Origin of the sequence: Caulobacter sp. UNC358MFTsu5.1 (assembly GCF_000712075.1) — a bacterium.
Taxonomy (GTDB): Bacteria; Pseudomonadota; Alphaproteobacteria; order Caulobacterales; family Caulobacteraceae; genus Caulobacter.
This window is the reverse complement of record NZ_JONW01000012.1, coordinates 134,217-160,362: the sequence shown is the minus strand read 5'-3', so window position 1 is coordinate 160,362 and position 26,146 is coordinate 134,217. Positions and strand designations below refer to the sequence as shown.

Sequence of the window (26,146 nt, the reverse complement as noted above, 5' to 3'; positions counted from 1 at the left end):
ACGGGGACATGCCCTTGCGGCGTGTCCCCAAGACTTGGCTCTGTAGATGCCGATGGGGACACGCCCAAGGGCATGTCCCCGACCGCAAAAAGAAAAGGCCCGAGGTTTCCCTCGGGCCTTTCGTTTTCCAGAGCTGTCCGGCCTTAGGCCGAGACGCGCTTCAGCGGGGCTTCGATCAGGCCCATGGCCGCGCCCAGCTCGGCGAACACGGCCAGGACCTGGTCGATCTGCTCGAAGGTGTGGGCGGCGCTGACGCTGGTGCGCAGCAGCGGACGGCTGTCCGGCGTGGCGGGCGGCAGGGCCAGGTTCAGATAGACGCCGTTCTGCAGCAGCGCGTTCCACATGCCGATCGCGCGCTCGGTGTCGGGCATGGTGATGGCCACGATCGGGCTGGAGGTCGGGCCGGTGACGTAGCCCATGCCCGACAGGCCGTCGTACAGGCGGCGGGCGTTGTCCATCAGCTTGTGGCGCAGCTCGGGCTGCTCTTCCAGGCGGCGCAGGGCGGTCACGGTCGAGGAGACCACGGCCGGCGGCAGCGAGGCGGTAAACATGTACGGACGGCAGGTGACGCGCATGACGTCGAAGTCGTCCATGTCCGAGACGCAGAAGCCGCCGATGGCGCCCAGGCTCTTGGAGAAGGTGCCGACCACGAAGTCGACGTCGGCCTCGACGCCGGCTAGTTCAGCCAGCCCGCGGCCGTGCTCGCCCAGGACGCCCATCGAGTGGGCCTCGTCGACCAGCAGGTAGCCGCCCAGCTCGCGCTTCACGGCGGCGATTTCCTTGAGCGGCGCGGTGTCGCCGATCATCGAATAGATGCCCTCGACCACGATCAGGCGCTCGCCGGGCACGTCCTTCATGCGGCGCAGGCGCTTGTACAGGTCTTCCGGGTCGTTGTGGCGGAAGCGGATGACCTCGGCGTGGCCCAGGCGCGCGCCGTCGTAGATCGAGGCGTGGCTGTCGGCGTCCAGGATCAGGTGGTCGCCGCGGCCGACCAGGGTCGACAGCACGCCCAGATTGGCCTGGTAGCCGGTGGTGAACACCATGGCGTGCTTGCGCTTGTAGAACTTGGCCAGGGCTTCTTCGAGCTCGACGTGCGCCTCGAAGCTGCCGTTGGCGATGCGGGAACCGGTGGTGCCGGTGCCGCGTTCCTGCACAGCCTTGACCGAGGAGGCGATCGCCTGCTCGTCGAAGGTCAGGCCCAGATAGTTGTTGGTGCCCAGCAGGATCGTGCGTTTGCCGTTGATCACGCCTTCAGTCGGCGAGACGACGGCGTCGAAGCGCACGCTGAAGGGATCGGCGCCGGCTTGCCGGATGGCATTGTAGGCGTCGCGATATGCGAGGTGCTTGTCGAACAGCCCCATGGCTTAGGCCCTATTCCGAAGATCTTTAATCAGGGAGGCGAGGTCTCCGGCGGTTTCCACCGAAGCCAGGCGATCCAGAGGAATGGAGATGTCGAAGGTGTCTTCGAGCTCCATGATGATGTTCATGAGGGCCAGGGAGTCGACCGCCAGATCGCGGCCGATATGAGTATCGTTCGCCACATCGACCGAGCGCCCGAGCACCTTGCTCGTCGCTAGTCCGATTTCACGTAGAGTGAGATCCGTAACAGCTTCCATCGACCCGACAGTATCCCCGACCACAGTCTTACATAACCGAATTGTAACAGCAGTCCCGCCAGAAAATCGCCGTATTCGGCTATTTTCGAGACTTTTCTTCCTTCAACCAACCTTCCGAGCGATACCAGCGCACGCTTTGCGCGAATCCCGCTTCGAGAGGGTATCTCACTGGGGGAAAGTCCGGAATCGGATCGTTGCTAGATAGGGCCCAATCGTCGTGAAGCAACTCCCGAGCCTTGCCCGGCGTGAGAATTGTATCCTTCCCAGTTGCGGCGGACGCCCATTTTGACAACACCGCCAAAGCCTTGATCGCCCCCGAGGGGATGCGCACCAGCCTTGGCGACGCGCCGACCGCTTTGGACGCGGTCCGCATGAGTTCGATCCAGCCATACCCCTCCGGACGGTTGTCGGACAAGCTGAGCAGCCCGAGGCGCGGCGTTTTGACCAAGTCGGCGATTCGGGCCGCGGCGTCGTCGACGTGGATCCACGCCATGCGCGTTTTGGGGCTCAAAACGGGTAAAAAGGCCGCTTTCGAGGCCATTTTGAACAGTCTGAGCGTCTCGACGTCGCCCGGTCCGTAGATCGCCGGCGGGCGGACGATGGTCAGATCACCGCCGAAAATCTCGCGGGCTGCGTCTTCTCCGCCACGTTTGCTGCCCGCGTAATCGGACAAATGGGGCTCGCGGGCGGCCAGGCTGGAGACCAGGATGAGTCGCGCGCCGGCCGTCTTGGCCGCCTGGGCCACCCGCCGCGAGCCCTCGACATTGCCGCGATCGAAGGTCGCCCGGTCCCGCGCCTTGATCAGGCCGGCCACGTGGACGACCGCCTCGGCGCCGTCGCAGAGCGCGGCCAGGGCGGGAGCGCTGGCCAGGTCGCCGATCACCAACTGGGGCTCAAGGCCCCGCCACATCGGGTCGGTGATGTCCCGTCGGGCCAGGATGCGGACGGTCCAGCCTTGCTCGGCCAGGATCTTGACCAGCCGGCGGCCCAGGAAACCTGTGGCCCCCGTGACGGCGACCACGGGGCCCTTGTGGGCCCCCGTCATGTCAGGCGCGCTCGCCATAGGCGCCGGCCAGATAGGCGGCCTTGGCCTTGGAGCGGCTCAGCTTGCCGGACGAGGTCTGGGGCAAGGCGTGGGCGCCCACCAGCTGGACCTGGGTCTCGACCTGGTGGCGCAGGCGCAGGACGCCCTGGATCTTCTCGACCAGGGCCGCGCGGGTGTCGGCGTCGCCGCCGCGCGCCTGGACCAGGATCACCACGACCTCTTCCTCGTCGCCGGGCACCGAGAAGGCCGCCACGTCGCCGCTGCGCAGGCCGTCGACCTCGGCCTCGGCGGTCCATTCCAGGTCCTGCGGCCAGATGTTGCGGCCGTTGAGGATGATCAGGTCCTTGCCGCGGCCGGTGATGACGATCTCGCCCTCGATCAGGTATCCGAGGTCGCCGGTGTCCAGCCAGCCGTCGGCCGACAGCACGCGAGCGGTCTCCTGGGGCTGCTCGAAGTATTCGCGCATCAGGCTGGGGCCGCGGGCGTAGATGCGGCCGACGCCGCGCTCGGGCAGCACCGCGCCGTTCTCGTCGCGCACTTCCAGCTCGTGGTGGGGCAGGGCGGGGCCGTTGCGGGCGAACTCGCGCGAGCGGTCCAGGTCGTCGGTGAGCACGGCCTCGTGCTGCTCCAGGCGCTCGACGTCCAGGCGCTCGGTCTTCAGGCCGCCGCCCAGCGGGGCCATCGACAGGGCCAGGGTCGCCTCGGCCATGCCGTAGCTGGCGACGAAGGCTTTTTCCGAGAAGCCGACGCTGGCGAACCGCTCGGCGAAGGCGCGCAGCGGGCCGGTGCGGATCATGTCGCCGCCCAGGCCGGCGCTGCGCCACTTGGACAGGTCCAGGTGCTCGATCGAGGCCACCTCGGCGCGACGGGCGCACAGCTCGTAACCGAAGGTCGGGCTGTAGCTGATCGTGCCGCCGTTCTTGGTGATCAGGTCCAGCCACAGCAGCGGCCGGCGCACGAAGGCGCCGGTCGGCAGCAGGTCGACCGTCATCTGGCTGGTCATCGGCGACAGCAGGAAGCCGATCAGGCCCATGTCGTGATAGAGCGGCAGCCACGAGACGGCGCGGTCGGACGGCAGCACCTGCAGGCCGTCGCGGGTGATGGCCACGGCGTTGGCCATCAGGGCGCGGTGGGTGACCAGCACCCCGGTCGGGAAGCGCGTGCTGCCCGACGAGAACTGCAGGTAGCAGGTGTTGTCCGGCTTCACCTCGGGCAGGGCGTCGCCCTTCGAGGCCGGCAGATCAGCCAGGACGCCGGCGAAGTTCAGCGCGGTCTTGGCGGCGATCTCGGCCACCCAGTCCTTCATGCCGGCCGGGCCGATCAGCAGCTTGGCGTGGGCCGAGTCGAGCATCCGCGCGATCTGCTCGACATAGGCCTCGCGGCCGCCCAGCGGCGCGGGCAGCGGCAGGGGCGCGGGGACCAGGCCGGCGTACTGGCAGGCGAAGAAGGCGCGCACGAAGTCGCCCTCGGTCTCGGCGATCAGGCCGACGCTGTCGCCCGGCTTGGCGCCGGTGGCCAGCAGGCGCGGCGCCAGCTCCAGGGCCTGCTCGCGCAGCTTGGCGTAGGGCAGGGCCTCGACCAGTTCGCCGCGCAGCGAATAGAGGTTGATCCCCGTTTCACCGGTCGCGGCGAAGTCGAGCGCGGCCGTCAGGGTGGGGAAATCGGCGAATCTCACGGTTCGCGAAGAGGACGTCGGAGTAATCATTGCGGAAGGCCTTTGGCGCCGTTTTGATCCTCGGCGCAAGTTTGTTCGTCTTTGGCGTGGGCCGTTTCCTGGGCCAGGCTTCGCTTGAGGGCGATGTACATGCCGATCGCCAGGGCGGCGGCGACGCCGACCAGGGCCGCCCCGGCGCCGTCCAGGCCCGCGGCGCGGATCAGCGGCACCAGGCAGGCCAGGTAGATCGCGCAGACCACGGCCCGCACGCGCAGGGCCAGGCCCGCCTTGCCCAGCGAGACCAGCATCGGCTCCAGCGGCATGGCCAGGACGCCGATGGCGGCGGCGGCCACCTGCCAGTTCATGATGCTGGCGCCGGCCGCGAAGGCGGGGCCCATCACGATGGCCAGGATGTGGGCGCCGAACAGGATCGAGACCAGCAGCAGCAGGCCCGCCACGCCGCCGCCGATCAGGCCGATCTGGCGCGACAGCTTGCGCATGGCGTCCTCGCCGCCCGTGGCCCGCATCTTGGCCAGTTCGGGATAGAGGGCCGGGACCAGCAGCTTGGCCGGCTTGGCCATGCCGTCGGCCACCTGGCGGCCCACGCGCCACATGGCGGCCTGGCCCGGGCCCAGCACCGAGCCGACCACCAGGGTGATCACCTGGCTGAAGGCGGTGTCGATGGTGCCGCTGAAATTGGTGGCCCAGGCGAAGCGCCAGATGCCCGGCAGGCCCTCGGACAGCGGGCCGCGGAAGGTGAAGCCCTTGAGCAACTGGCGGCGATTGAGGTCCCACAGGGCCACGCCGTTGACGTAGAGGAAGGCCGCGACCGTCCCCGCCGCCCAGGAGGCCAGATAGGCCTCGATCGGGGCGTGCAGGGTGAAGCACAGGGCGCAGCCGACCAGCCGCACCGCCGAGCTGACGGCCTGTTCGGCGGCCAGGAAGCGGAAGCGGTCGAACAGCCGCAGCAGGCCGACCGAGGTGGCCGAGTCCATGACCGCGATCGACAGGGCGTAGCAGGCGGCGGCGGGCGACAGCTCGGCCGGCCAGCCCAGGAAATGTCCGAACAGCAGGGCGCCGACCACGCCCAGGGTCACGCCCACGGCGGCGCCCAGCGAGTCGAGCAGGATGGTGAAGCGCAGCACCTGCTGGAAGCGCGGCCGGTCGTTCTGCAGCAGGGCCGAGGCGCCGTACTGCAGCAAAGTCTGCCACGACTGAAACTTGGCGACCTCGCCCAGGAACTGCGAGAAGGCGTTGATCAGCACGATCACGCCCATCAGCTCCTTGCCGAGGCCACGTGCGGTCAAGGCGATATAGGCCAGGCCGACCACGGCGTTGACCGTACGCCCTCCGAGCAGGGTCCCGGCATTGGCCAGAACCCGGTGCAAGACCTTGGTTTCCTTGCTCATCGTGGACGTCGGCGTCCCGATGGCAGGCGGTCGACGATCGCCTGGGCGGCGCGGACCGACGAGGGCGTCTCGCGCAGGTCGAAGCTCTCGGCGAAGCCCTTCTTCTGGGCCTCGACATAGTCGCCGTGCCCGCGCTGGGCCGAGGCGACGGCGTCGACCACGCCCTCGATGTCGTCCAGCACCGGCCCGTACAGCCAGTGATGGAAGCTCTCGTCGCCGCGCCAGTCGGCGTGGGTGGGGTTGAGGAACAGGCACGGCTTGGGCGTGCGCAGGAATTCGTAGACCTGGCTGGAGACGTCGCCCAGATAGATGTCCGCCGCGCGGGTGTAGGTCATGTCGATCGCCGCGGGCCCCCCCAGGTCGAGATGGATGCGCGGATGATCGACGAACGGGGCCAGGGCCTCGATCGAACGGGGATCCGCGCCTTCGAAGAGGCGGATATGGGGCGCGAAGATCAGATTGTAACGCTCGTCCGCCGCGAACCGCTCGAGAATCCGCCGGCCCCACTTGGGCCAGGAGCCCAGGGTCGGGTGGAAGTGCGGGTTGTACAGCACCAGCGGCTTGGCCTGCGGGAAGACCGGCAGCGGCGAGGGCGGCAGGGCGTCGATGATATCGAACTTGGGATAGCCGACCATGGCGCAGGTCTTCTGCGTGACCCAGCCTTCGTCCAGCATGCGGTCGCGCTGCTTGGGGCCGGCGGCCATGACCAGGTCGAACTGCTTGAGGCGCGGCTCGAACGGACCGCCCCGGTCGCCGGCGCCGTGCTGGGTGTAGACCAGCTTGGTGTCCTTGACCCCCAGCTTGCGCAGCAGGGCCGTGGTGCGCTCGGGCGTGACCACGGCGTCGTAGCGGCCCAGGCGGTGGACGTTGGCCGCCAGCATCAGGGCCTTGGGCGGGGTCGAGGAGCCCTTCAGCCGCAGCTCGCGCAGCCAGGTCGGCGGCAGCAGCCGCATGGGGATGGGCGGGGCCTTCAGCGTCTCCAGCAGGTCGCGCACATAGTCCAGGTGCTCCTGGGCGGTGGCGGCAATATGCACGTCGACGTCGGGCCAGCCCCGGGCCAGGGCGATGGCGATCGGCAGGCTGTGCAGGATCTGGTGGGTCTGGGCGATGTAGAGGAAACAGACGCTGGGCCTGGATCCGCCGCCCTTCGGGTCGGTCGCGGTCACTGTTGCGGCGTGAGGCGCGTGCGCACCCGGCCCTTGAACACCACCCGGTCGCCCTTGTCGCTGACCGAGTAGTTGTCGGCCCGGACCGAGCCGTTGTTCGGGCCGGCGCCCTCGACCGCGGCGCCGCCGACCAGGTCGCCGGTGTGGGTGTCGATCAGCGCCTTCTGCGAGGCGAACTGGTAGCCCTGGCCGTTGTCGATCTTGACGTCGCCGGTCAGCAGCAGCGAGCCCTTCTCCTCCTGGTAGGCCCCGTCCTTGGAGACCACGTGGGTGGGGTTGTCCGAGCCGTAGCCGCGGGTCAGCTGCGGGTTCTTCAGGAACACCTGGTCGGCGTTGCTGAGGTCGCGGGTGGCCGAGGAGGCGGTGATCAGGAAGGCGCGGCCGTCCTTCAGCGTGCCGGTGAAGCGCGGGTTCTCCATGCGCAGCGGCGCGGCGGAGGCGGGAGCGGCGGGCTTGACGGCCATGGCGCGGATCACGCCCTGGCCGACGATCGCCACGGCCATGCCGACGGCGATCGCCGGCAGGACGGTCCGCAGGGTGCGCACCGGCTTGCGGTGGCGATTGCGGTTCTTCTTGCGGACCGGCGCGGCGGCTGCGGGCGTGATGGCGATCATGGCTGTACGAACTGGATGCGGCTGCCGAAGGGGACAGGCGACCGGCTTAAGCCCACCGGCCCGATCCCCCAAGCGGTATTGCGAACCTGCCCCCGCCCGGGGTGGCGGTCAACGTCGGGTTTATCCGGCGGCGGGATGGATCAGGCCAGCCCGTTCGGCGGGGGTCAGGGGCCGCCAGCGTCCCTCGGGCAGGTCGCCCAGCACCAGGTCGCCGATGCGGATGCGCAGAAGGTCGGTGACCGTCAGCTCGACCAGCTCGCACATCCGGCGGATCTGGCGGTTGCGGCCTTCCTTGAGCACGAAGCGCAGCTGCTGGCGGCCCACGACCTCGACCTCGGCGGGGCGCAGCTGGCGCTCGTCCAGCTCCAGGCCGTGGCGCAGCAGGGCCAGCTTCTCGTCGGTGATCCAGCCGTCGACCCAGACGAGGTATTCCTTCTCCAGCTCCGAGGCCGGGCCGATCACCGCCTTAGCCACCACCCCGTCCTCCGACAGGATGAGCAGGCCGCGCGAATCCATGTCGAGGCGTCCGACCGGGGCCAGCTTGTTGTCGAAGCCGGGGATGACCGGGCTCTGGCCGACTAGGGCCTCGCGGGTCAGCAGGCGCACGGCCGGGACCTGGCCCGGATCGGGCTGCGACGAGACGATCCCGACGGGTTTGTGGATCATCACCGTCAGGGCGCCTTCCAGCTTGGCCTGGGCGCGGTCGGACAGCACCAGGGTCTGGCCGGGCTCGATCTTGCGGCCGACGTCGTCCACCCGCTGGCCGTCGATCGACACCAGGCCCTGGCTGATCAGGGCCTCGGCCTCGCGGCGCGAGCAGACGCCGTTCTGGGCCAGCCAGCGGTTGACGCGCTGCGGCTCGGCTTCGTCGTAGAGGCGGGTCCAGGCCATGGGATCGGGTCCGAAGAGGTGAGGGGCTTGTCTAGGACTAGCCGGGGGCGCTCGGCAACCGTCGTGGCGGCCAAGCCGTTGGATCGGCAGTGCGAACCGCTTTGGAGACCTCCCATGACCGATCACGTCGACAACGATACCGCGCTCGAGGAGGTCCTGGAATTCCTGGCCGCGCCGCCCGCGCCGGGCACCCCCGAAGACGCCCGTTTCGGCGCCCGCCTGCGCCAGGTGCTGTCGGCCTCGCTGGTCGACGATGCGGTGGATGAGGACGACCCCGTGCCCAAGGCGGAACTGGCCCTGGACGACGACCTGCGCCGCAAGCTGGAAGCGGCGGCCAAGCGGCGCTCGTCCAACCCGTTCGGCGAGCACCCCGAGGGGATCGGTCCGACCCTGGGGATGGATCTGAGCAAGTCCTGAGGCTTGCCGCCGAGGCCTAGGCCCGCCCGCCGGGGCTGTTCTTGAAGGTGTCGCCGATCTCGCGGGAGTCGCCGCCGTCGGGTCCGGCCGTGCGGCGTTCCTTCTGGCCGGTCTTCCTGGTGTCGGCGTCCGAAACCAGTCCCGGACGTTCGCCGGCGGGCAGGGCCTCGTTGGCCTCGCGGCCGGGGCTGTTGATCTTGTCGGTCATGGACGTTCCTAATGATGAGCGTGGTGTTCGGCGTTGCGCTTGCGGGTCGCGGCCGCCTTCTTGGCCGAGGCCGAGCGTTCCGCCGCGGTGCGCGAAGCCGCCGCCTTGCCGCCCTTTTCGCCGCCCTTGTGGGCCGCCGGATGGCCGGTGGACTTGCCGCGGCCGGAGCCGCCGGGCTTCTTGCCGCCGCCGTCGTCCTTGTTGACCGTGGCCCAGGCCCGCCGCTCGGCCTCCTTCTCGGAGACGCCCCGCGCCTCGTAGCCTTCGGCGATGTGGTCGGCCTTGCGTTCCTGCTTGTCGGTGTATTTCGACTTGTCGCCCTGGGGCATCGTCGTCCTCCATCTCTCGTGGAGGGAAAATCCTTCGCCGCAGGGTGAGGTTCCTAAGGCCAACCTTCGGAACAAGCTGAACAATCCGGCCGTTCGTGAGGCATGGCGCGCAAGCTCAAGGTGTTCTCCTGGTCGGACGGCCTCCACGACTACACCGTGGCCGCGACCTCGCGCGCCAAGGCCCTGGAGGCGTGGGACGTCGGCCGCGACCTGTTCAAGGACGGCACGGCCCGGGAGATCGCCGAGGGGCCGGCCCACGACGCCGCCCTGAAGGGGCCGGAAACCGTGGTCACCACCCCGGCCGGCGGCCTGGGCGCGGCGTTGAAGGGACTGCCCGCCAAGGCGCGGCGCAAGCCGTCCAAGGCCGAGACGGCGCGGGCCGAGAAGCTGGCCGCCCTGAAGGCGCGGCTGGACGCCCTCGAGGACGAGGCCGAAGCCTCGGAACTGGCCTTCGCCGAACGCCGCGCGGCGCTGGACGCCGAGGAGGCGGCGGCGGCGGAGGACCTCCAGGCGCGGCGGGCGGACCTGGAGACGGCGATCAAGGCGGCGCGGAAATAGCCGCTACTTCCCCGCGCTCTCCTGGAACCGCAGCCGCGCGATGTCCGGATCGTCGACCAGCCGGGTCTCGGGCCCGATCAGCATCTTCTTCGGCGTGGCGGGGTCGTAGGGCGTCCAGGCCGGCAGGCCGGGGCCGTTCGGATCGCCGGCGCGCGCGAAATTGACCCAGTAGGACGACGTCTGGTCGGCCACCCGGCGGTCGACCGCGTCGGTGGTCCAGGCCTTCAGGATCTCCGGATGGTCGAACACATAGACGATGTCGGCCGAGTGGAAGGCCCCGAAGTCCTTGCCGCGGTTGGCCGCGCCGAACCAGCCGTCGGGAATCCTCGGCGCGTGGTCGAAGCGGTAGACATAGACGGGCGACTTGCCGGTTTGGGTCTGGGCCACGGCCCAGCGCCAGGTCGGCAGGCCCATCCACAGGTCGCCGGCATAGGTCTGCTGCGAGGCGCGGGCCACGGCGGGCGGATCGGCGGGATAGAGGGCCAGGGCGTCGCCGACCCGGGGGCCGAAGCGCTCGGCCAGCACCGGCTGCAGCGCGCGTTCGCCGAAGATCGCGCCCTGGAACAGGCTGCCCTCGTCGCGGTTCCAGCCGACCAGCAGCGGCACGTCCGACTGCTGGCGGGCGGCGAAGGTCTGGGCGGCGGTGGCGGGCAGGATCCAGCCGTCCAGGTTCGGCCGGAAGGCGAAGGCGGCGTTCGGGGCCATGCTCGCCGCCAGGATCTCGGCCGAGGAGCGTTCACGCAGGCGCTTGAGGTCGTCGCCGCCCAGCGACCGGGCGAAGGCCTGGCCGACGGCCTCGGCCTGGGCCAGGGTCTGGTCGTCGCCCATCATCGAGAAGGCCGAGCCGCTTTCGCCGATGGCGCGGTGGAACAGGCCCTTGGCTTCCGGCGAGATCATCATCCGGCTGACGGCGTCCGAACCGGCCGACTCGCCGGCGATGGTGACGTTGTCCGGGTCGCCGCCGAACGCCGCGACATTGGCCTTCACCCAGCGCAGGGCGGCGACCATGTCGGCCAGGGCCTGGTCGCCGCTGGCGTGGCGGGGGCTCTCGGCGGTCAGCTCCGGATGGGCCAGGAAACCGAAGACGCCGAGGCGGTAGTTGATCGTCACCACGACCATGCCCTTGCGGGCCAGGGCCTGGCCGTCATGGCGCGGCTCCGATCCCGAACCCGCCCCGTAGCCGCCGCCGTGGATCCAGAAGAACACCGGCAGCTTCTCGGTCGGCTTCGCGGCCGTGGTGATGTTCAGATAGAGGCAGTCCTCGCTCATGGACGGGGTGAACGGGTCGATGTCGTCGTAGCGCTTGGGCTGCAGGCAGTTGGGCGCGTAGGCGTCGACCGGGCGCACGCCGGTCCAGGGCTGGACGGGCTCGGGCGGCTTCCAGCGGCGCTCGCCCACGGGCGGGGCGGCGTAGGGCAGGCCCTTGTAGACCCGCACGCCGTCGGCCGCGGCCGGGGCGGCGGCGATCTCGCCGCCGGTGATCCTCAGCGTCTGGGCGGCGGCGGGCGTGGCCAGCAGGGCCGCCGCGACGAGCGACAGGGCGAGGGCGCGAAGGGTCATGGGCGGGCTCCGACGATGCGGGGCCGATCATGGATGATTCAGCGTAGAGGTCACGCTGCGGCGCGGTAGGGGCGGCCCTAGACCCGCTCCACCACCATGGCGATGCCCTGACCCACGCCGATGCACATGGTGGCCAGGCCGTAGCGGGCGCCGCGCCGGTGCAGCTCCTCGACCAGGGTCAGGCCCAGCCGGGCGCCGCTCATGCCCAGGGGGTGGCCCAGGGCGATGGCCCCGCCGTTGGGGTTCACGTGGTCGCCGTCGTCGGGCAGGCCGAGGTCGCGCAGCACCGCCAGGCCCTGGGCGGCGAAGGCCTCGTTCAGCTCGACCACGTCGATGTCGCCGATCGACAGGCCCAGGCGCGCCAGCAGCTTCTTCGTGGCGGGGACCGGGCCGATGCCCATCACGCGCGGTTCGACCCCGGCGGCGGCTACGCCCAGGATGCGGGCGCGGGGCGTAAGGCCGTGGGCCTTGGTCGCCGCCTCGGAGGCGACGATCAGGGCGGCGGCCCCGTCGTTGACGCCCGAGGCGTTGCCGGCGGTAATCGTGCCGTCCGGGCGGACGATCGGCTTCAGGGCCGACAGGGCCTCGATCGTGGTGGCGCGCGGGTGCTCGTCCTTGGAGACCACCACGGGATCGCCCTTGCGCTGGGGCAGGACGACCGGGACGATCTCGGCGTCGAACCGGCCCGAGGCTTGGGCGGCCGCCGCGCGGGCCTGGCTGCGCAGGGCGAAGGCGTCCTGGTCGGCGCGGCTGACCTTCCAGTCGTCGGCGACGTTCTCGGCGGTCTCGGGCATGGAATCGACGCCGTAGGCCTTGCGCATGGCCGGATTGACGAAGCGCCAGCCGATGGTGGTGTCGAAGATCTCGGCGTTGCGCGAGAAGGCGCTGTCGGCCTTGCCCATCACGAAGGGCGCGCGGCTCATGCTCTCGACGCCGCCGGCGATCATCAGCCCGGCCTCGCCGGCCTTGATGGCGCGGGCGGCCACGCCCAGGGCGTCCAGGCCAGAGCCGCACAGCCGGTTGACGGTCGAGCCCGAGGCGGTGGTCGGCAGGCCCGCCAGCAGGGCGGCCATGCGCGCGACGTTGCGGTTGTCCTCGCCGGCCTGGTTGGCGCAGCCCAGCACCACGTCGTCCAGCGCGCCCCAGTCGATGCCCGGGTTGCGCTCGGCCAGGGCCTTGATCGGGATCGCCGCCAGGTCGTCGGCCCGCACGCCCGACAGCGCCCCGCCATAGCGGCCGATCGGCGTGCGGATCGCGTCGCAGATGAAGGCGCCGAAAACAGAGGAGGTCATGGCGCGGGTGCTCCCAAACGTTTGTTTGAGCGCAAACTAGCGGGCCCGGCCCTGCGATCAAGGGCCGCTAGTTCTTGATGTCGATCGTCTCGATCCGCGACTGGGTGGCCTCGGCCTTGCGGTGGCCGGGCACGGGCATCAGCAGGCCGACCAGGACGGCGGCCAGGACGGCGAGGGAAATGAAGGCCTTGAGGGCCATGACGCACACGAACTTGCTGTTGATCCGACACAGGAACAGCGTCCTGGGCGGGGGACGGGTTCCAGAGTCGGAACCTCGACGTCCTCACCCGTGAAACGGGGGAGGTGGATCGGCGCGCAGCGACGAGACGGAGGGGGTCGTGCGGCGGACGCCCGCTCCGTCACGATGCGTATCCGCATCGCGCCACCTCCCCGCTTCGCGAGGGAGGAGAAAGGGCGTTAGGCTGGTCGGATGAGTTTCGAAATCCACCAGACCGAGACGCCGTCGCTGGAGTCCTACCAGCAGGGCCTGGCGGTGCTGCGCGCCTTCACTGGCGAGGCGGTCGGCCCGCCCGACAACCGCGACTTCGCCCTGCTGATCCGGACGCCGGGCGAGCCGGCCGTGCGGGGCGGCCTGTGGGCGCAGTCGCGCTGGGGCGCCTTCTATGTCGACATGGTCGTGGTGCCCGAGGCGCTGCGCGGGACGGGCGTGGGGACTGACCTGATGACCCGGGCCGAGGCCGAGGCGCGGGCGCGCGGCTGCCACCTGATGTGGCTGGACACCTACGCCTTCCAGGCCCGGCCGTTCTACGAGCGGCTGGGCTTCGAGGTCTTCGCGCGGATGGACGGCCCGGAGCCGTTCTATCCGCGCTGGTTCATGCGCAAGCTGCTGGCCTAGGACGCGGCCAGGGTCGTCGGCCGGGCGCCGGGGCAGGCCCGGGCGATCGCCGAGATCAGCGCGGCCGGCTGGATCGGCTTGGCCTGCACCGCGTCGAAGCCGCAGGCCAGCAGGTCGCCCTCGTCGCCGTGCATGACGTCGGCGGTCAGGGCGATGACGGGGATGTCGCCGGCCCCGGCCGCCCCGGCGCGGACCCGCCGCAGCGCCTCCAGCCCGTCCATGTCGGGCATGTGCACGTCCATCAGCACCGCGTCATAGGCGTGCTCGCCCAGGCGCTGCAGGGCCTGGCGGCCGTTGTCGGCGACTTCGACCCGGGCGCCGGCGGCTTCCAGGATGGTGCGCGCCACCAGCTGGTTGATGTGGTTGTCGTCGGCGACCAGCAGCCGCAGCCCGGCGATGCCCTCGCACGGCGCGCTGGGCGCGACCTCGGGCGCGGCGACGGCCGGCAGGGGGAGGGCCAGGGTGAAGGCCGAGCCCTGGTCCGGCGCGCTGCGCACCGTGATGGCCCCGCCCATCAGCTCGGTCAGCTGCTTGCAGATGGCCAGACCCAGGCCCGTGCCGCCGAACCGGCGGGTGATCGAGGCGTCGGCCTGGGAGAAGGCCTGGAACAGCCGCGCCTGCTGCTCGGCCGACATGCCGATGCCGGTGTCGACGACCTGGATCTCCTGGAACGCCGCGCCGGCCGGGCCGACGCGCAGGGTCACCGCGCCGCTGGCCGTGAACTTCAGGGCGTTGGAGATCAGGTTGGTCAGGACCTGGCGAAGCCGGGTCGGATCGCCGCTGACCCAGGTCGGGGCCAGGGGATCCACCACGCTGGTCAGGCGCACGTCCTTGGCGGTCGCCGCCTCGGCCCACAGGCCCGCGACCTCGTCGACCAGGTCGCGCAGGTCGAAGGCCAGGACCTCGAGCTCCAGCTTGCCCGCCTCGATCTTGGAGACGTCCAGCACGTCGTTGAGGATGGTCATCAGGCCTTCGCCCGAGCGGATCAGCATGTCGACCTGGCGGGCCTGCTGGCGGTCCAGCGGGCCGGCGGTCAGGGCGCGCGCCATGCCCAGGACGCCGTTCATCGGCGTGCGCAGCTCGTGGCTCATGGTGGCCAGGAACACCGACTTGGCCGCGCTGGCCGACATGGCCGCGCGCTCGGCGGCCTCCAGGGCGGAGACGCGGCGGGCGTTCAGGGTGGCGCTGGAGACCGTGTAGAGCAGGACCAGGGCGACGGCGATCAGCACCGTCAGGCTGGACCAGCCGCCGTAGCCGCCCAGCAGCAGCGGCATGCCGGCCAGGGCCAGGGCCGGAAGCCCGGCGTCGAAGGCGAACACCGTCGGCGAGCGGAAGGTGACCGCCTGCGCGTGGATCAGCTGTCCGGCGGTCAGGCAGACGGCGGCGAAGCGCAGGGCCGGGTGTTCGGACAGCCACAGCACCACGGCCAGGGAGGTCCAGACGCTGACCATCACCACCACGGCCGATACATAGCCGGCGCGGCGGACCTTGGGCCCGGCGCCCCGTTTGGCGGCCAGGCGGGTGACGGCCAGTCCGTACAGGTCGGCGAACAGCACCGCGGCCAGCCAGACGAAGGCGGTGCGGAAACCCAGGTTGAACAGCAGGAAGCCGGTGATGAACACCGCCATGATCAGCCGTTGAGGACGCGCGCGCCGGCTGGCCGCGGCGACCTCGTCGACCCGCTCGTCCAGAATGCCGAGCCTGGCCGGCCCGGGCGAAGGCGTCTGCCCCGTCATACCGCCGGTCTAGCGGAAAACCGTTAGGAATATGCTCCCCAAGGCCCCGTTTCGCGGGGTGCGACATTTGGCCTTGGGCCGGCCTAGGCCGTGATGTAGCGGATCAGGGCCGCCATGTTCTCGATGTAGGCGCCGGTCGAGATGCCCGGCTTGGGCACGTCGGCGATGTAGGGCGAGGTGTCGGTCGGGTCGCCCACGCGGGTCATCGAGAACTCGCCCGGGGTCACGGTGGTGGAGCCGTCGCCGATATAGGGGTTGCTGACCGCCTTCATCGGGGTGGGCCACCAGCCCTCGGCGTTCAAGCCCGCCATCAGGCCCGCGACCTCGGCGTCGGTGGTCTTCTCGCTGGTCTTCAGGGCGCCGACATTGAGGTCGGAGACCGAGATGGTCTTGGTGGTGAAGTAGCGGGGCAGGGGGCGGCTGCCGCCCTTCACCTTCAGCGGCGAGTCCTTGCTGACCACTTCGGCCGGGGTCGCCTTCAGGGCGGCGTAGCGCTTGCGCAGCTTGTCGATGTTGACTGCCCGGAACGACGAGTAGTGGACGATGGTGTTCTCCCAGTGCTTGTCGATGAAGTACTCGCCGTTGAAGACGTTCGAGCCGCGACGGTGCACGTAGAGCGGCTCGTTCGTGCCGATCTCGATGAAGGTGGGATAACGCGGGCGGCCGGGCGCGACGTTGTCGGGCAGCTTCAGCGAGGCCAGCCAGTCGATGGTCTCGGGGATGCGGTCCAGATACTTCGGGTCGCCCGTCAGCTCGTAGTAGTCCATCAGGTTTTCGAGGTTGCCGGCCGTGGTGTGGCTGGCGAAGGCCTTGGGCTCGTAGGTGCGCGCGCCGGCCGGCTTGAGGTCGGCGACGGTGTGCTGCAGGCCCCAGCCGGGCTGCGGCATCGGCTGGTGGGCGGCGATGTAGACGTCCATGGCCCGCTTGATCGGGTCCAGCACGCGTTTGTCGCCCAGGGTCTGCCAGACCATGATCAGGAACTTGACGTTCTCGTCGACCACGCCGTCGTTGAAGGTGATGTAGCCGGTGTAGTCGGGGTGGCCCTTGTTCTCGAAGCCGCTCATCAGCGGGAAGCGCTGGGGCCAGCCGCCGACCGGATACTGGCTGTCGAGGACGAACTGGATGGCCTTGTCCAGCGCCGGCTTGAAGGCCTTGTCCTTCTTTTCCAGATAGATGCGCAGCATCAGCTGGCAGCTCTCGGCGGTGCCTTCGTCGTCGAACGTGGCGTTGCCGTAGTAGTGTTGGAATTCCTCGAGCCGCCAGCCGTTCTTGCCGATGGTGTCGTACCACTTCTTCAGCGACTCCGGCCCGGCCAGGTCGCCCATGTAGTTCCAGCCGCCCGCCGGGTGCTGGATCTTGATCAGGGCCAGGGCCGCTTTCTTGGCCGCCTCGTAGTAATATTCGTCGCCCGTGGCGTGATAGGCGTCGAGGAACAGGTGGCCCATGGTCGCCGTGCCGGGCGGCTGGACCCAGATCATGGTCGGGAAGGCCTCCATCTCGCCGAAGCGGCGCGAGAAGTCGGGCAGGTAGCTCCAGACATAGCCGCCCTCGTAGGCGGCCTTCTCGGCCATGAAGGTCGTGGCCTTCTTCATCGTCGCCAGGACCTGGTCCTTGGACGGGGCGGCGCCTTGGGCCAAGGCCTTCAGCGGGGCCATGGCCGCGGCGGCGGCGAAGGTGGCGGTGGTCGTCGCCAGCAGGCGGCGGCGGGTGAGGGGGCTAAGCGGCATGACGACGAGACTCTCCCTGGGACTTCACGTCCGAACCCCGCGACGCAAGGACGCGGCGTGGCGGCCGGGAGAGGAAGCGGGAGGGCCTTACCAAACCCTCGCGTTCCTGGTCGTCCTCCCGGTCGGTCCTTGCCGAAACCCTTGTCGCCGTTGGGGCGGCGTGTGTTGGGCATAGGTATGATACCGGTGTCATGACTTGACCAGCGCCTTTTGGTAAAGCTTTGTTATGTGACGCCGGCGTCATTCTCCTGCGACAGGCCGTCACGTTGTACCGGGACGGCCGTCGAGCGAGAACGGGGCATCGGTTTTTGAGGCGACGCCGCCGCGCCGGTTCTGGTAGCGCGCGACGCCGTCCTGTTGGGGAACAGGACGACGGCCCCGGGTCAGGAATGACTCGGGGCCGTTTTCAGTTCTGACACCGGTGTCCGGCCTAAGCGCTTGATTTTACGTGATGTTACACCGTTCTGCGACCAGCGGTCACATGGATGGCGTCGTTCATCTCCCGTAAATGTTCAGCATGCCCAGCCAACTCGACCATTTGAACGAAGCCGAGCGTCTCGAGCGGCAAGCCGAGCTCGCCGACAGCGATCACGCCCGCGAGGCGCTGCGCCGCATGGCCCAGACGTCGCGTCTGTCGGCGGCCCTGGTCGGCATGCTGGAAGCCAGCCGCGAAGAACTGCCGGGCTGAGGTTGGATCGGTCGTTTCCCAAGAAGTCCGTCCCCAAAATACACGCATCGCTTGAATTGCTGCGCGGCTCGGTGAACATGGGTTCCAGCAAGGAGACCCTGGTGTCGGGCGAGGGATCGGACAAGACCGTTCTGGAAGGCGCGGGGGCGTACTTCCTCAGCATCGTGGAAGCCAGCCGCGACTGCATCCGGGTGATCAGCCCCGAAGGCTTCGTCGAATACATGAACGCCCGCGGCCAGGCGCTGTTCGAGATCGAGGACTTCGCGGGCCGCAACCGCAACCGCTACTGGCCCGAGATGTGGCCCGCCGAGAGCCGCACGGCCGTCGAGCAGGCCCTGCGGACCGCCCTGGCCGGCGAGGCCTCGGCCTTCCGCGCCCAGTGCCCGACGGCCAGGGGCGAGCCGCGCTGGTGGGACACCACGGTGTCGCCCATCCTGTCGGAAGAGCGGGGGGACGAGGGCCGGGTGATCCGGGTCCTGGCCACCTCGCGCGACGTGACCGGCGAGGTGCGCGCCGAGGCCCACCGCCAGCTGCTGGTCAACGAGCTGAACCACCGGGTGAAGAACACCCTGGCCACCATCCAGTCGATCGCCAGCCAGTCGCTGCGCAACGCCGGCGTCGACCTGGCCGTGCGCGGGGCGTTCGAGGGACGGCTGATGGCCATCGCCGCCACCCACAACGTGCTGACCGACGAGAACTGGTCGGCCGCCAGCCTGCGCCAGATCATCGACGGCTCGGTCACGCCCTATCGCGCCAATCCGGGACAGCTGACGATCAGCGGCCAGGACCTGATGGTCTCGCCCAAGCCCGCCGTGGTGCTGGCCCTGGCCTTCCACGAGCTGGCGATCAACGCCCTGAAGTACGGCGCCCTGTCGTCGGCCGGCGGCCATGTCGACATCGGCTGGTCGGTGGCGGGCGGCGACCGGCTGGACATCACCTGGACCGAGCAGGGCGGCCCCACGGTGCGCCCGCCCGAGCGGCGCGGGTTCGGCTCGCGCATCGTCGAGCTGGCCCTGCCCAATGAACTGGGCGGCGAGGTCGACATCGACTACCGTCCCGAGGGGCTGCGCTGCCGCATCCACGCGCCGCTGGCCGCCCTGGACAAGGTCGACGCCTTCATGCCGCTGGCCTGAGGACGGCTGAGGCCGAGTGCAGGCGAGCGCCGCCAATGTCCTGACACGGTGAACCCCGATCCTCCTGGGCCGTTGTGCAAGCTTGAGCGGCGTTGAGGTCGCGGAGGCGCGTCGCTGATGATCCCTGGGAGCATGAAGGCAAGGCTGGCGTCCGCCTGGACGGTCTCGCGCGCCTTCGTCGTCCGCCATCGGCTGTGGTTCGGGGCGGGGATCGGGGCGCTGCTGCCGCTGGCGGTCCTGCTGGTCTGGCTGGGCGCCAGCCTGCCGATCTCGCGCGCCCTGGAGCCCTTGCCCAACCGGGCGCTGATCCTGCTGGACGACCAGGGCCGGCCGTTCGCCCGCCGCGGGGCCTACAAGGAGGCGCCGGTGGTCATCAAGGCGCTGCCCAAGCACGTCCCGGCCGCCTTCATCGCCATCGAGGACCGGCGGTTCTACCACCATCTGGGCGTCGACCTCGGGGGCATGGCGCGGGCCCTGGTGGTCAACGCCAAGGCCGGCCGCACCGTGCAGGGCGGCAGCACCATCACCCAGCAGCTGGCCAAGAACGCGTTCCTGAAACCCGAGCGCAGCCTGCGCCGCAAGGGCCAGGAGGCGCTGATCGCCGTGTGGCTGGAGCTGCGGCTGTCCAAGGACGAGATCCTGTCGCGCTATCTCTCCAGCATCTATTTCGGCGACGGGGTCTACGGCCTGGGCGCGGCGGCGCGGCACTATTTCGGCAAGCCGCCCGAGCAGCTGTCGATCGGCGAGGCGGCGATGCTGGCGGGCATGGTCAAGGCGCCGGTCGACCTGGACCCGGTCGACCATCCCCAGGCGGCCGGCGCGCGGGCCCGGCTGGTGCTGGACGCCATGGTCGACACCAAGGCGGTCACCCGCGAGCAGGCCGACGCGGCCGGCCACGTCGTCGTCACGACCACCCGGGCCGACCTGCCGGTGGGCGGCTATTTCGCCGACTGGATCTCGCCGCAGGTGAAGTCGGCCTTCGACGGTCCGGGCTACGGCGAAGTGCGCGTGCCCACCACCCTGGACGGCCGCCTGCAGCGGATCGTCGAGCGCGCCGTGGCCGCCGACATGAAGGGCGCTGCCAAGCGCAAGGTCGGCCAGGTGGCCGTGGTCGCCATGCGTCCGGACGGCCGGGTCGTGGCCATGCTGGGCGGGACCAACTATCGCCAGACCCCGTTCAACCGCGCCGTCCAGGCCAAGCGCCAGCCGGGCAGCGCCTTCAAGCTGTTCGTCTACCTGGCCGCCCTGCGCGACGGGGCCACGCCGGACAACCTGGTGATCGGCGATCCCGTCACCATCGGCGGCTGGACCCCGGCCAACTACGAAGGCGGGGGCGGGCGCGACCTGACGATCCGCGACGCCTTCGCCCAGTCCAACAACGTCATCGCCGCGCGCGTCTACCAGCAGGCCGGCGGACCGGCGGTGGTCCAGGCGGCGCGGGACCTGGGCATCGTCTCGCCCCTGCGCCAGGACGACGCCACCCTGGCCCTGGGCACGGCCGAGACCAGCCTGCTGGAGCTGACCAGCGCCTACGCCGCCGTCGCCTCGGGCAAGACGCCCGTGCGGCCCTATGGGCGTCCGGACACGGTGGGCGCCTCGGTCCAGGATCTCGATCCCGATCAGCGCGCCGCCCTGCTGGACCTGCTGGGGGCGGTGGTCGAGGAGGGCACCGGCCGCGCGGCGCGCCTGGGCCAGAAGGCCTACGGCAAGACCGGCACCACCCAGGACTATCGCGACGCGGTGTTTGTGGGCTTCACCGGCGACCTGGTGGTCGGGGTCTGGGTCGGCAACGACGACCATTCGCCGATGACCCGCATGGTCGGCGGCGACCTGCCGGCCCGCATCTGGCGCGACGTGATGACCGCCGGCCTCAAGGCGGGCCTGGTGGCGCGCGACGCCCCGCCCGAGCCGCGCTACCGCCAGGTCGAGCCCGACGAGGTCGAAGAGGCGCCGCGTCCGAAGCATGTGCCGAAATGGCTGCGGCGGATCTTCGGGCTCTGACCCTTCAAGATAATCCGCTCATCGGCGAATGCCGGGATGAGCGGAAGCAAGAGTGGTCCGGGCCTTGCTGCCGGACTGAGGCCGCGACCCAGAATGGGACGCCTTTCGACCGCCGTTCGGGGGAGCGGTCGCTGGGCGGCTGGGCGGCGTAGTCGGAAAGGCTTTGACGATGAACCCGAAGGCAGCGCTCCTGATCGGAGCCGCGACGATGACGCTCGCCGCGTTGGAACCGGCGACCGCCGCCCTGGCGGACGGCTATCCGTCCCGCGCCACGCCCATCACCCAGGCCGCGCCGAAGCCGGCGGCCAAGCCCGCCCCCAAGCCCGTCGTCAGGACCCGGGTCAAGGTCGTCGAGCGCCCGGTCTATGTCGAGAAGGTCGTCAAGCAGCTCGTCTATGTCGATCACCCCGTCGACCGCGTCGTCGAGAAGCGGGTCGAGGTGCCGGTGATCGTCGAGAAGACCGTCGACCGCCCGGTCTATGTCGATCGTCCGGTGGACCGGATCGTCGAGAAGCGCGTGGAAGTGCCCGTCGAGCGCATCGTGGAGAAGCGCGTCGAGGTGCCGGTGGTCAAGATCGTGGAAAAGCCGGTCGACCGCATCGTCGAGAAGCGGGTCGAGGTCCCGGTCGAGAAGATCGTTCGCGTGCCGGTCTATGTCGAGCGCGAGGAACGTCGCGGCTGCGACTGCGACGACGACCGTCGCGGCTATCAGGAACGCGCCTACCAGGATCGCGGCTATCGCCAGCAGGGCCGGGTCGAGAGTCAGGTCGAGCGATCGGAAGAGACCTACGAGTCCGAAAGCTCGCGCTACAGCGAGGAAGGCCAGGGCTGGAGCTACCAGGGCAGCTACATGGCCGGCGACGGCTACGCCCAGTCGCTGGAGGGGACGGCCGGCGGCGGCTACTACGGCTCGTCCACGGCCCGCTACGGCGTCGGCGGCGGCTGGATCGGCGGCCAGGCCTATGGACGGTCGGGCTACGCCCGCGGCTGGTCGGGCGCGTCGGCGTCGTCCAGCGCCCAGGCCAGCTCCAGCGCCAGTTCGTCGGTCAGCGTGACGGTGTCGCGCGGCGGGCGGGGCGGCGGAGGCGGCCATGGCGGCGGCTCCACGGGCGGTCACGGCGGCTGCTGCGGCCGTTAACCGCGTTCGCGCAGAAACACGGGTTCACGGAGCGAAAACGCGCCGTTCTGCATAGTCTGGCCCTTGGAATCGGTCATCATTCGCTCACTGGGGGATCACGCGCGACGCGAGTCGCCTGATCGGGAGCGGATCGTGGACTTGATCCTGGTGGTCACCAAACCGTTCGATTGGTGTGTCGAACGCAAGGGGCAGACCCTGTCGCGCCATTCCAGCCAGGAAGCCGCCTACAAGGCCGCCCTCGACTACGCCAGCGCGCTGTTCGAGGAAGGCATCCGCACCCAGGTCACCATCAAGCCCGAAGCCCGCACCTTCGCCGGCGTCACGGCGGAGTGACCTCCGCGCCGCCATGGCCTAAGACCCGGGACAGGTTCGAAGTCCTTGGGAGCGGAAGCTCGTGCAGATCGCGGTTCTGACGTTCGACGGTTTCAACGAGTTGGACTCGTTCATCGCCGCCGCGATCCTCAACCGCATGAAGCCCCACGGCTGGAAGGCGCACATCACCGCGCCGACCGACGAGGTGACCTCGATGAACGGCGTCGTCGTGCGTCGCCAGAAGCCGCTGGCCTTCGCCGCCGAGGCCGACGCGGTGATCATCGGCAGCGGCGTGAAGACGCGTGAAGTCGCCGCCGACGCCGGGCTGCTGTCCCAGATCGGCCTGGACCCGGCGCGCCAGCTGATCGCCGCCCAGTGCTCGGGCACGCTGCTGCTGGCCCGCCTGGGCCTGATCGACGGCGTCCCCGCCTGCACCGACCTGACGAGCAAGCCCTGGGTGGTCGAGGCCGGCGTCGACGTCATCGACGCCCCGTTCTTCGCCCGGGGCAATGTCGCCACGGCCGGCGGGTGCCTGGCCTCGCAGTACCTGGCCGCCTGGATGATCCTGCGCGCCGCCGGCCGCGCGGCGGCTCGCGACGCGATCCACTATGTCGCTCCGGTGGGCGAGAAGGACGCCTGGGTCGAACGGACGATGGGTGTCGTCCAGCCCTTCGTGGTCGATGAGCTGGCGGCGGAATAGGGCGCGGCGATGATCGATCCGTTGATGGACAAGCTGCGTCCCGGCTGGCGTGAGCGGCGGGACGCCCAGAGGTCGTGGTGGAAGCCCATCGAGGTCCTGCTGGTCCTCGGCCTGTGCCTGGTCTCGTACGTCTGGTTCTGCCGGCACCTGGTCTGGGGCCTGCACGTCGTGTTCCATCGCGAGGACGCCGGCCGTTTGGCCCAGGTGATGGCCGGGCCGGTCCAGGCGCTGCCGCTGATCGTCCTCCTGGTGGCCGTCTTTCCGTTCCTCTGCCTGGCGGGGGTGGTCGTGAACACGATCGTCTATTTCATCCCGCCGCTGCGACGGGTGTCGGAAAAGGGGTCGGATCGAGTGGCCGGGCTGACCATCCGGCACGCCAATCGCCAGCTGTTGGCCGTCGGCGGAAAGGCGGCCCTGGTCGCCGCGCCGCTGCTGGTGCTGTTGGCCGCCTGGCCGTTCCACCGCCACTAGGGCGTCCGCGCGGCCTCGCGACGTGCAATTCCCCCAGCGTCGCGTTATGAGGGAGTCGCTAGATTTCGCGGGGGTAGGGGTTCATGGAAGATCCGCCGAAGCGTTCCTTCATAACCGGCGAAATTGACGTCAAAGCCCTGATCGCCTTCGTGTTCGGCGCGATCTTCATCATCACGATCCTGGCGTTCGCGACGATCGTGAAAAATCCCAGCTCGACCGCGATCTGGACCTATCGCGTGATCCTGGCCCTCGCCGCCGGCGGCGTCGCGGCGATCCTGCCCGGGTTCATCGACGTCAAGTACAAGAGCTTCGTCCAGGCCGGCGGCGCGATCGGCGTGTTCGTGCTGGTGCTGATGGCCTTTCCCACGCCCAGCCCAGCGCCCGAGAAGCCGGCCGCAACCGAGAAAGCCGCCGAGGCGCCGTCCCAGGCGTCTGGCCAGGCGTCTGGCCAGGCGGCCCCGCCAACGGCCTCCCAGCCGATCGTCTGGCCGACCGAGGATCCGGACTTCGTGGCCCGCAAATACGTCGAGCTGGTCGACAACGAAAAGTATCTGGAAGCCTACGAGCAGATCGACAAATCGATCGGCATCCCGTGGGCCACGTTCGAGGCCTCGTACAAGGCCGGGCACGCGCCGCTCGGCGTGGCGGAGGATCGCCGCCAGACCGGAGCCAAGCGCGAGATCGACCCGCCGGGCAAGGCCAAGGGCGGCTATGCGATCGTCACCTACCAGACCAAGTTCGCCAAGGAAGCCAAGTGCCGCGAGGAGGTCGTCGCGCTCAGGGCGATGCCCGACAACAGCTGGCGCGTGGCCAAGCACGAAAGCTCGCCCCAGCTGGTCGACTGCATCGGCCTGTAGGACCGGCCCTCAAGACGCCAGGCAGACCTCCACGCACCGCTTGGCCAGGGCCTCGGTGGCGTCGATGAACGGCACGGTCAGGTCGGCGCCGCCCATCACCAGCGGCACCTCGGTGCAGCCGGCCACGACCACCTGGGCGCCCTTGCCGACCAGCCGGTGGGCGAGGGCGGCCATGGTCTCGCGGCTGTCCGGCCCCAGGTCGCCGTGCTTGATGCGGTAGAGCAGGGCCATGAACTCGACCTGCTCGTGGTCGTCCAGGGTGACCGCCTCGATCCCCAGGTGCGAGAAGGTCCGGCGATAGAGGGCCAGGGCCCCGCCGGTGCCCAGCACGCCGACGCGCTCGGCGCCGTCCTTCTTCGCCGCCAGACCGGCCGTCTCGATCAGGTCGACCAGGGGCAGGCCGCTGGCCTTCACCTGGTCGGCATAGGCGTGGGCGGTGTTGCAGGCGATGGCCAGCACCTGGGCGCCGGCCTCGCGCAGGCCCACGGCCATCTCGGCCAGGACGGGACCGGCCGCGTCATAGCTGTTGTTGCGGTCGGGGACCTTGGGGTTGATGTCGACCAGCACCCGCAGGTGGTCCTGCTCGCGGCTGACCGGCGTGGCCGCCTGCAGCTTGGCCAGGAAATCCAGGGTGGCGGCGGGGCCCATGCCGCCCAGGACGCCCAAAACTTTCGAATGGGGGGTCTTAGACAAGGGCGGCCTCCAGTTCGCTCTGATAGCCGAACAGGCCCTGGGCGCCGCCGGTGTGCAGGAACACCACGCGCTGGCCCTTGAAGGCGCCCTTGCGGGCCTGGTCGATCAGGCCCTTCATCGCCTTGCCCGAATAGACCGGGTCCAGCAGCAGGCCCTCGGTGCGCGCGGCCAGGGTCAGGGCGTCGATCACGCCCTGATCGACCAGGCCGTAGCCCGCGCCGACATAGTCGCAGTCGGCCACGACGGCCTCGCGCTTCACCCGGCCGGCGGCGCCGATGGTCTCGGCCGTGGCGACCGCCAGGTTGAAGACGTTCTCCTCCTGCTTGGCCTTGGGCGCGCGGACGCCGAAGCCGAGGATCGGGATGTCGACGCTGAGCGCGGCGAAGCCGGCGACCAGGCCCGCATGGGTGCCGGCGCTGCCGGTGGCGGTGACCAGGCGGTCGATCTTCAGGTCCAGGGCGTCGGCCTGGACCACCAGCTCGCGGGCGCAGTCGACATAGCCCAGGGCCCCGACCGTGTTGGAGCCGCCGCCGGGGATGACATACGGCTTGCCGCCCCGCTGACGCACCGCATCGGCGCTGCTCTCCAGCTCGGCGACCATGTCGGTCCCGCCGGGCACGAAGCGGATCGAAGCGCCCATCAGCCGGTCCAGCAGCACGTTGCCGTTGCCGACATAGTCGCTGGCCTTGGAGCCCGTGCGCTCCTCCAGGATGATCTCGCTCTTCAGGCCGAAGCGCGCGCCGGCCGCGATGGTCTGGCGCACGTGGTTGGACTGGACCGCGCCCTGGGTGACCAGGGTATCGGCGCCTTGGGCGAGGGCCTCGCCCAGCAGGAACTCCAGCTTGCGGGTCTTGTTGCCGCCGCCGGCCAGGCCGGTGCAGTCGTCGCGCTTGACCCACAGGTCGATCCCGAGCTCGGCGCCCAGGCGGGGCAGGGGCTCGAGCGGCGTCGGCAGGTGGGCGAAACGGGCGCGGGGGAAGCGGGCCAGATGCATCGGGCGTCTTTCGATACTGGAGGGCGGACGTTCGCCGATTCCCTACAGGCTCGGGCGCGGTCGTGCTATGCTGACGGTCAG

Annotated in this window: 28 protein-coding genes; 11 read left to right on the top strand and 17 right to left on the bottom strand. The window is 69.9% G+C overall.

Going from position 1 to position 26,146, the window contains the following annotated elements; translation table 11 throughout:
* Positions 1-143 precede the first annotated feature (143 nt).
* From spt to BR39_RS0123370, 8 genes are all read right to left on the bottom strand, one after another.
* Complete coding sequence (gene spt, locus BR39_RS0123405) at positions 144-1,361, bottom strand: serine palmitoyltransferase (protein ID WP_029916741.1); 1,218 nt, start codon at positions 1,359-1,361, stop codon at positions 144-146.
* A 3-nt stretch (positions 1,362-1,364) separates the two neighbouring features.
* Positions 1,365-1,616 (bottom strand): acyl carrier protein, encoded by a 252-nt coding sequence (locus BR39_RS0123400; RefSeq protein ID WP_026176593.1) that lies wholly within the window; start codon positions 1,614-1,616, stop codon positions 1,365-1,367.
* Between the two features lie 79 nt (positions 1,617-1,695).
* A complete protein-coding gene (locus BR39_RS0123395) occupies positions 1,696-2,679 on the bottom strand; it encodes an NAD(P)-dependent oxidoreductase (RefSeq protein WP_081916964.1) in 984 nt (327 codons plus the stop codon).
* The gene (locus tag BR39_RS0123390) at positions 2,663-4,366 is read right to left on the bottom strand and encodes a fatty acyl-AMP ligase (protein ID WP_029916736.1); all 1,704 of its coding nucleotides are present in this window, start codon (positions 4,364-4,366) and stop codon (positions 2,663-2,665) included. The genes BR39_RS0123395 and BR39_RS0123390 overlap by 17 nt, the downstream gene beginning before the upstream one ends.
* Positions 4,363-5,724 (bottom strand): lipopolysaccharide biosynthesis protein, encoded by a 1,362-nt coding sequence (locus BR39_RS0123385; protein WP_029916735.1) that lies wholly within the window; start codon positions 5,722-5,724, stop codon positions 4,363-4,365. The genes BR39_RS0123390 and BR39_RS0123385 overlap by 4 nt, the downstream gene beginning before the upstream one ends.
* Positions 5,721-6,890 (bottom strand): glycerophosphotransferase, encoded by a 1,170-nt coding sequence (locus BR39_RS0123380; protein WP_029916733.1) that lies wholly within the window; start codon positions 6,888-6,890, stop codon positions 5,721-5,723. The genes BR39_RS0123385 and BR39_RS0123380 overlap by 4 nt, the downstream gene beginning before the upstream one ends.
* On the bottom strand, positions 6,887-7,504 hold the full coding sequence (lptC, locus tag BR39_RS0123375) for an LPS export ABC transporter periplasmic protein LptC (RefSeq protein ID WP_029916731.1): 618 nt from the start codon (positions 7,502-7,504) through the stop codon (positions 6,887-6,889). Before lptC ends, BR39_RS0123380 begins: the two co-directional genes overlap by 4 nt.
* A gap of 120 nt (positions 7,505-7,624) precedes the next feature.
* Positions 7,625-8,395 carry a pseudouridine synthase gene (locus BR39_RS0123370; RefSeq protein ID WP_029916730.1) on the bottom strand — a complete coding sequence of 257 codons (771 nt, stop codon included), beginning with the start codon at positions 8,393-8,395 and terminating at the stop codon, positions 7,625-7,627.
* 114 nt (positions 8,396-8,509) lie between these two features.
* Between BR39_RS0123370 and BR39_RS26645 the strand changes: the two genes are divergently transcribed.
* Complete coding sequence (locus BR39_RS26645; RefSeq protein ID WP_029916728.1) at positions 8,510-8,812, top strand: hypothetical protein; 303 nt, start codon at positions 8,510-8,512, stop codon at positions 8,810-8,812.
* Between the two features lie 16 nt (positions 8,813-8,828).
* On the opposite strand, the gene BR39_RS0123360 is transcribed toward BR39_RS26645, so the two are convergent.
* A complete protein-coding gene (locus tag BR39_RS0123360) occupies positions 8,829-9,020 on the bottom strand; it encodes a hypothetical protein (RefSeq protein WP_029916726.1) in 192 nt (63 codons plus the stop codon).
* Between the two features lie 8 nt (positions 9,021-9,028).
* Positions 9,029-9,349, bottom strand: a complete 321-nt coding sequence (locus BR39_RS0123355) for a hypothetical protein (protein WP_029916724.1) — start codon at positions 9,347-9,349, stop codon at positions 9,029-9,031.
* Between the two features lie 102 nt (positions 9,350-9,451).
* Between BR39_RS0123355 and BR39_RS0123350 the strand changes: the two genes are divergently transcribed.
* Complete coding sequence (locus BR39_RS0123350) at positions 9,452-9,907, top strand: hypothetical protein (protein WP_029916722.1); 456 nt, start codon at positions 9,452-9,454, stop codon at positions 9,905-9,907.
* A gap of 3 nt (positions 9,908-9,910) precedes the next feature.
* Here the strand turns inward: BR39_RS0123350 and BR39_RS0123345 are convergent, their stop codons facing one another.
* From BR39_RS0123345 to BR39_RS27320, 3 genes are all read right to left on the bottom strand, one after another.
* Entirely contained in the window at positions 9,911-11,467 is a 1,557-nt protein-coding gene (locus BR39_RS0123345; protein WP_035018962.1) for a carboxylesterase/lipase family protein, read from the bottom strand.
* Between the two features lie 77 nt (positions 11,468-11,544).
* Entirely contained in the window at positions 11,545-12,759 is a 1,215-nt protein-coding gene (gene pcaF / locus BR39_RS0123340; RefSeq protein WP_029916718.1) for a 3-oxoadipyl-CoA thiolase, read from the bottom strand.
* Between the two features lie 67 nt (positions 12,760-12,826).
* Positions 12,827-12,958, bottom strand: coding sequence for a hypothetical protein (locus tag BR39_RS27320; protein ID WP_255347308.1), 132 nt, complete (start codon positions 12,956-12,958; stop codon positions 12,827-12,829).
* A 231-nt stretch (positions 12,959-13,189) separates the two neighbouring features.
* Here BR39_RS27320 and BR39_RS0123330 point away from each other — a divergent pair, with 231 nt between their 5' ends.
* Positions 13,190-13,615, top strand: a complete 426-nt coding sequence (locus BR39_RS0123330; RefSeq protein WP_029916715.1) for a GNAT family N-acetyltransferase — start codon at positions 13,190-13,192, stop codon at positions 13,613-13,615.
* On the opposite strand, the gene BR39_RS0123325 is transcribed toward BR39_RS0123330, so the two are convergent.
* A complete protein-coding gene (locus BR39_RS0123325) occupies positions 13,612-15,351 on the bottom strand; it encodes an ATP-binding protein (RefSeq protein ID WP_051696059.1) in 1,740 nt (579 codons plus the stop codon). The genes BR39_RS0123330 and BR39_RS0123325 overlap by 4 nt on opposite strands.
* 83 nt (positions 15,352-15,434) lie before the next feature.
* On the bottom strand, positions 15,435-17,078 hold the full coding sequence (locus BR39_RS0123320; protein WP_029916711.1) for a pectate lyase: 1,644 nt from the start codon (positions 17,076-17,078) through the stop codon (positions 15,435-15,437).
* A gap of 517 nt (positions 17,079-17,595) precedes the next feature.
* Between BR39_RS0123320 and BR39_RS26855 the strand changes: the two genes are divergently transcribed.
* The 8 genes from BR39_RS26855 to BR39_RS0123280 all read left to right on the top strand — a co-directional run bounded on the left by BR39_RS26855 (position 17,596) and on the right by BR39_RS0123280 (position 24,378).
* The gene (locus tag BR39_RS26855; RefSeq protein WP_197026752.1) at positions 17,596-17,766 is read left to right on the top strand and encodes a hypothetical protein; all 171 of its coding nucleotides are present in this window, start codon (positions 17,596-17,598) and stop codon (positions 17,764-17,766) included.
* Positions 17,767-17,867: 101 nt separating this feature from the next.
* Complete coding sequence (locus tag BR39_RS0123310; RefSeq protein WP_029916709.1) at positions 17,868-18,899, top strand: sensor histidine kinase; 1,032 nt, start codon at positions 17,868-17,870, stop codon at positions 18,897-18,899.
* 117 nt (positions 18,900-19,016) lie between these two features.
* Positions 19,017-20,900: a transglycosylase domain-containing protein gene (locus BR39_RS0123305; protein WP_029916707.1), complete on the top strand. Its 1,884-nt coding sequence runs from the start codon at positions 19,017-19,019 to the stop codon at positions 20,898-20,900.
* A 208-nt stretch (positions 20,901-21,108) separates the two neighbouring features.
* Entirely contained in the window at positions 21,109-22,038 is a 930-nt protein-coding gene (locus BR39_RS0123300) for an IMCp domain-containing protein (protein WP_081916968.1), read from the top strand.
* 132 nt (positions 22,039-22,170) lie between these two features.
* A complete protein-coding gene (locus BR39_RS0123295) occupies positions 22,171-22,371 on the top strand; it encodes a hypothetical protein (RefSeq protein WP_029916704.1) in 201 nt (66 codons plus the stop codon).
* 61 nt (positions 22,372-22,432) lie between these two features.
* Positions 22,433-23,050: a DJ-1/PfpI family protein gene (locus tag BR39_RS0123290; protein WP_029916702.1), complete on the top strand. Its 618-nt coding sequence runs from the start codon at positions 22,433-22,435 to the stop codon at positions 23,048-23,050.
* 9 nt (positions 23,051-23,059) lie between these two features.
* Positions 23,060-23,521, top strand: coding sequence for a hypothetical protein (locus BR39_RS0123285; RefSeq protein WP_029916700.1), 462 nt, complete (start codon positions 23,060-23,062; stop codon positions 23,519-23,521).
* A gap of 83 nt (positions 23,522-23,604) precedes the next feature.
* Positions 23,605-24,378, top strand: coding sequence for a DUF4019 domain-containing protein (locus BR39_RS0123280; protein ID WP_029916698.1), 774 nt, complete (start codon positions 23,605-23,607; stop codon positions 24,376-24,378).
* A 9-nt stretch (positions 24,379-24,387) separates the two neighbouring features.
* On the opposite strand, the gene BR39_RS0123275 is transcribed toward BR39_RS0123280, so the two are convergent.
* A complete protein-coding gene (locus tag BR39_RS0123275; protein WP_081916963.1) occupies positions 24,388-25,071 on the bottom strand; it encodes an aspartate/glutamate racemase family protein in 684 nt (227 codons plus the stop codon).
* The gene (locus BR39_RS0123270; RefSeq protein ID WP_029916688.1) at positions 25,064-26,065 is read right to left on the bottom strand and encodes a D-cysteine desulfhydrase; all 1,002 of its coding nucleotides are present in this window, start codon (positions 26,063-26,065) and stop codon (positions 25,064-25,066) included. The genes BR39_RS0123275 and BR39_RS0123270 overlap by 8 nt, the downstream gene beginning before the upstream one ends.
* Positions 26,066-26,146: the final 81 nt, after the last annotated feature.